Raw genomic sequence first — 5,414 nt, 5'->3', positions numbered from 1 at the left:
ATCCCTCAGTCCCCTTCCGTATGCTGTGATTCTATCGCACTTTGCCCGCACCTTCATGATTTCCCATGCGGTGTGATGTCAAAGCGGCAGATATTTTATTATGTTTTCGCCCAGGCCTCTGGCAAGTATTCCGGCAGTACCCGGTAACGGGATATACCGCTGTGCTGAGGGGAGCGATCAAGGATCTCCGGGGGTATGAGGCTCAGATATTTTTTGCCGAAGCTGGCCGTCTCGAAGTAAGCGTCGAAATTTACCACGGGCAGAACAACCCAGTCGGTATCCGGCTGGTGGTTGACGATATAATAGGAAATCAAAGTCGGCAGCACCCTCAACTCCCGTGGGATTTTCGTCGGACGCATACACTCCAGCTTTTCTAAAAGCGCTGGCGGAAGTTCTGCAATCTCCTTCCGCAGCGGGCCAAGCTCCAGCGCGTTGGAGAGAATCTCCGTAAAGGACAAAAGCCACTGCGCCTTGGTTGTCGGCGCAAGAGGCGGGATCTGGCACTGTACCGCTTTACTCCGCCACGCCGCGTCAAAGGTCTCATCCAGCTTGCGGCAGCGGTTCAGAGCTGATTCCATGACTGCATCCGGATGTGACTGCGTATACGCAACGACCCCATGAACATGGCGGTAATACCAGCCGCCGCCTCGCTCATCCACAAGCTCCGGAAATTCTTCGTGTAGCTCGGTGAAGTCGGATTTGAATTTCCACTTGTTTTTCGGATCGGGCTTCCCGTTATCCGGTACACTGCACCAGGCACACAGCGCACGCCAAGCCATCCCGATTCGATCCCGCGGATCTGCCGCCAAGATTGCGCCGTCTGCGTCATGGAATAAATACCCCCTCGCGAGAACCGTCAGCACACGGGTCAGCCCTGTGCATTCGGCAAACATCTCAAAGGTGAAGCGGCCCAGATAACTGTGGTCATTCTTCCCGGCAGAAACGTAGACCGGCGTCTCAATGTACCTTTGGAACTCCTCCCACTCATTGAGCATGGCGCACCTCCAGCACATTTTTCTCCATCGCGTCGTACAGCAGCTCAAACAGCAGCTTCCGTTTGCCGAGCGCCGCCACATACCGCACAGCTAAAACAGGATTCACAATTTTGTCGAGCTGGGCACGGCATTCCTCAACAACCGCCTCCCGGTAGTATTTCGAGAAGGACTTGTCTGCATAAGCCTTCATCATGGCGGAGAACGCTGAGGAATCCGTTTCACGGAAAAGCGCCTTGCGCTCATAGGCGGCATTCTCATCGTCCACATCGCAGACCAGATCACCCAGGAGTTTTGCGCCGCCGCAGCGAAAATCGGAGAACAGATCGTACCACTCCGCAAGCTCCGGCATCCACTCCATAAGAAGTGACTCCCGTTCTTTCTCCCTCGTGAAGTACCAGTTCTGCTCCGAAAGGGCCTGACGCAGCGCAGAAATACGCTCTGGGTCAAAGGTCTGGAACAACGCATACAGCTCGTCCGGATCTACATCGCCCTCCTGCCCACGGGAATAGAGGATGCGGTCAATGTCGCTTTCTCTGGGTTTTGCCGCAATGGGAGCACGGCAGGCGCGGATGCGGGACAGGCAAGCCTCGTAGTCTTTCAGCAGCGCGGCGACGGCTGTGAGAATATCGGCATCAAGCGCGTCCTTCCAATGCTCGTCCTGAGCAAACTTGAAAAGTTTTTTGTCGGCGGCGGGTTTGCTTTTGATCTTCGGCGTGTTCTTTTTCAACTGACGCGCGAGATACGGCAGTCGTTCCAGATTGGAGCTCATTTCGCTCCAATTGTATTTTTTGAAGAACGCTTCAGTTTTTTGCTTCCCACTTGGTTCATCTCGATCACGCTTCGTCTCTTTCCCCTCGACCAGTGTCTTATATCGCAGAAACGGACTGCGCGGAACCTTGCCCCTGCCCAGATATTCGTCCAAATCCGGGCGGACTCCGCTCTTGGCGGAGTCGATCTCCAGTCCCGTGAGGATCGCCAGCGTCTCCGTCTCCTCCTGATAGCGCTGCCGCTCCCCTGCGGACGAGTTTTCATTGTAGGCAATCACGCTGCGGTCCAGCGCGGCGTTACAGATTTGGCCCACGCGGGAGGAGAAAGTGCTGCTGACCGTCTCGAACCGGGCATTCCAGTCGTTCGCGTCCCGGATCTGCGGCTTGGCCGCCGGAATGTGCAGAAGCGGTATGTTGGACAGGTTATCGATACCGTGGTGCGTAAAGTATGAGCTGAGTTCTTCTATTCCATAATTGCGGCGGACGCATTTGTTCAGGAGCGGATCGGAGATGGTTTTGATCATGTCTCCGTCATAGTCTGCACCTCCCAGACGCTCGGAGGCAAGCATAAAGGCGTCCACCATCACCACATCAGTCAGATGACCGAGATAATATTTGCGCATATTGTTCTTTTCCGTGTAGGGGATAAGCTGCAATTCCTCATTTTTGGCGATGTGCGGATTGCGGAGCAGCGTACCGGTCTCGTCGATTGGATAGGCCGCGCCTGGCGCAAAGAATGCCGTTTCTGGAAAACGGTTCGTTATCGCCTGCACCCAGAACGTGTGCTGGCGTTTCGAGATATCTACATTCGAAGACAGCAGCAGCGTCAGAAAGTCCAGCAGGTCACCTGAGAGATACCGGTTGTCTCCGGCGATGATGAGATGTCCAATGGAATACTGTTCCAGAATTTTCTCCGCCTTGGCGTCCAGTTCATCGGCATAGACCGGCTCAGAAATAAACAGCGGATTTTTCTTCAGGACAGCAGCCAGATAATAATCTCTGTCCTTCTTATGCATCCAAAAACCTCTGCACTCCAACGCCTTCAAAAAGTAGTCCCTTCGATACTGCTCGTTGGCGCAGAGATTATAGTATTCCGCCTCAGTCTGCTTGGTAAGCCAGAGGCGGCTATCCTCTTCGGGACTGTGGTCCCAGCCGTCCGGCAGATCGGCAGGACGAAACTCCTCTGCTTTTATCGAAACCGTATTCAGAAACTGATAGTTCAGCTCCGTGGTCGCCTCAGGCTTCTCCTTGCTGACTCCGGTGATATAAAGCGCGTGTCGATAGCGCCGGAATGCATCCCAATAGTCTTCCCACGTTTTCCCGTCGTCCTTCAGCCAGCCGAAGCCCTTGAACATACTCTTCGTGAGGATGATGTCCACGTCCGTCACATTGTGAATGACGCCCCAGGAATCGGTAATGGTTGTCGTGCCGGCGCTCATCAGGTAATCCCTAAAATCCACCTGATGCAGCATACCCTTGACATAGGGGAGGCGGATCTGAAAGGAGCTGTGAACCGCATCACCGCAGTAGGCACAGTCGATCACCGGGGCGTACTCTTTAGAGATCAGCCCTTCACCGTCGAAACATAGCACCTCGATATCTTCCATGCGCTCCTCGCGGTGATATTTGCGGGTGCTGTTTTGTGTACCGTCGTCGATGACGGTGACGACCTTTGTTTGCCGGGCGATGCGCTTCTCGTTTTCGATGACGATGACGCGGCCGGGCTTGTCGATGCCGACGCCGTCCACGCGGACGCCGCCAGAGAGCATCAGCCCGTTGTAGGCATAGAGCTTGCTGAGCTGGCACCTGCCGATATGAATGTCCAGCATGATGCGGCGGCGCACAGTCTCATAAAAATCCGCACGAATAAATGTGAGCTGCGCATTGCGGCTCATACTGGCGGATCGCTCAAACGCCAGATAGCGTCGCTCCCCGTCGCCGAAGTCCAGACCGATACCCTCGGGCCGGAACAGATCCCTCGCCTTCTGCTGACGGAGACCGTATTTTTTCTGCGCACCGTTCCGGTCGAAGATACCGGAGAAATTCATATAGAAGATAACGCTGGAGAGGTCGGAAATCACTTTTTCCCGCTTCGGCATTGTAAAGTCGTCACCATGCAACACGCACATGGTCTGATAGAACAGGGCGTTGTCGTCCTGCTCATGAGATGCGCCTGCCGCAAAACATTTTTTCGTGGCGGCACGACTGAGATGAAAGCGGTAAATTCCGTTCTCCTCCTCAGCAAAACTGATGACGGCCCGCGCGGACAGCTCATAAATTTTATATTTGGACGGCAAAGCAAATCACCTCACTGAAAGCCAGTATATCACCTCAAACTCCCTTCATCAAGACATATGGATACTGCCCCCACCTTTTTACGGACAGCATTCAAATTTGATGAAAGGAGTCTTTTTTATGGACTCGAATAAACACACTGCAACAATCAGCCAAACGAAAATGAGAGAGGAGGTGCGCGCATGAGCATCCCCGGAGAGCGCTTTTACAAAATGAGCAACGCAGTTTTCTGCTACGGTCTGACGCCGATCCAGCTGTCGGCATACAGCTACCTCGTCTGCTGCGCCGGACAGAAGGATCGATGCTGGCCGTCGATCAAAACCATCGCAGCCTGCTGCGGCTGCTCGGAGACATCGGCGCGGGCGGCGGTCAAGGTTCTGGACGAGCGCGGCTTCATCCGCAAGGTGGATACCTACTCTGAATACCGAGGAGAACGGCGGCAGACCAATAACACCTATTACATCCTTGACCTTCCATCGCTGCGAGCAGAACCCAAAGCGAAAATAATTGAGGATGAGGATACCGACAAGGAAAGGAGATTTGCATGAAAAATATATCCGATGCGTGTACGATCGACTGCGTCATCCGCATCATTCAGCTCCGCGCATGGGAGGACTTCGATGAGTCGCTGGCCTACACTGAGGTTCGGTATCTTCTGATAGCAGGAAAATCCGACGTGCTGACGGAGGCGCAGATGCAGTTCATATTGGACCTACAACGCGAAATCGCCAGAGCCGAAAACGAAGCACAGCACGGTAGTTGCCGGTACGAAATCTATTCCGGTGCTGGGCTTATCACCGATCCCTCATCCTATGAGAGAGTGTTTTATCCTGTGAGCTACGATGAGCGCTTCGGTGGCTTTGGCGACGATCGGGAAAAGCTGTTCCACACCCCGGAATGGAAGGAGGACAAAGCACGTTGGGAGAGGGCTTTCGGGCGATTCCTTGACCAGACACCCTGCTGCAAGGAAAAGCAGGATAAACCCCGGCCCCATTCCCGTGGCCGGAGAGCGCGCTTCTGCCCGCAGTGCGGGCAGTTTCCACAGCGCGGACACGGGGTCAAAAATCTAAGCGGGCACCATTTCTGTGGTCAGATATCGTAAAAAGCCCGAAACAACAAGGTTTATACAGGGGTCAAACCCCGGAACTGGAGGAATTATGAGTAAAAAAATAAAATTTGCCCTCTATCTCACGCCGGAGAAAAAGGCGGAGGTGGAGCGCCGTTACAGTGAGGACGGAAGCCGTAGCGCCACCGCGTTCGTGGAGCACGCCGTGGACTTTTACCTCGCCTCGCTGAGTGTGGAGAACGCCGGGGCGGCGCTCCCCACGGCGGTGAAATCCGTCATTGAAGGACGCCC

At 54.4% G+C, this 5,414-nt stretch carries 4 protein-coding genes and 1 pseudogene; 3 read left to right on the top strand and 2 right to left on the bottom strand.

All coding sequences use genetic code 11. From position 1 onward, the window contains the following. Positions 1–98: 98 nt before the first annotated feature. Together B2W96_RS10510 and B2W96_RS10505 are read right to left on the bottom strand one after the other, a co-directional pair. Entirely contained in the window at positions 99–995 is an 897-nt protein-coding gene (locus tag B2W96_RS10510; protein WP_293010244.1) for a hypothetical protein, read from the bottom strand. Further along, entirely contained in the window at positions 985–4,059 is a 3,075-nt protein-coding gene (locus tag B2W96_RS10505; protein WP_293010243.1) for a hypothetical protein, read from the bottom strand. Before B2W96_RS10505 ends, B2W96_RS10510 begins: the two co-directional genes overlap by 11 nt. A gap of 180 nt (positions 4,060–4,239) precedes the next feature. Between B2W96_RS10505 and B2W96_RS10500 the strand changes: the two genes are divergently transcribed. The 3 genes and pseudogenes from B2W96_RS10500 to B2W96_RS10490 form a co-directional block, all read left to right on the top strand. Beyond that, a complete protein-coding gene (locus B2W96_RS10500; protein ID WP_293010242.1) occupies positions 4,240–4,605 on the top strand; it encodes a helix-turn-helix domain-containing protein in 366 nt (121 codons plus the stop codon). Next, positions 4,602–5,159: a hypothetical protein gene (locus B2W96_RS10495; RefSeq protein WP_293010241.1), complete on the top strand. Its 558-nt coding sequence runs from the start codon at positions 4,602–4,604 to the stop codon at positions 5,157–5,159. The genes B2W96_RS10500 and B2W96_RS10495 overlap by 4 nt, the downstream gene beginning before the upstream one ends. A gap of 55 nt (positions 5,160–5,214) precedes the next feature. After that, positions 5,215–5,414, top strand: a pseudogene (locus tag B2W96_RS10490) (hypothetical protein); the annotation flags it as partial.

It is taken from the genome of Oscillibacter sp. UBA6647 (assembly GCA_002455655.1).
Classification (GTDB): Bacteria; Bacillota; Clostridia; order Oscillospirales; family Oscillospiraceae; genus Oscillibacter.
This window is presented reverse-complemented; position numbering and strand designations above follow the sequence as displayed.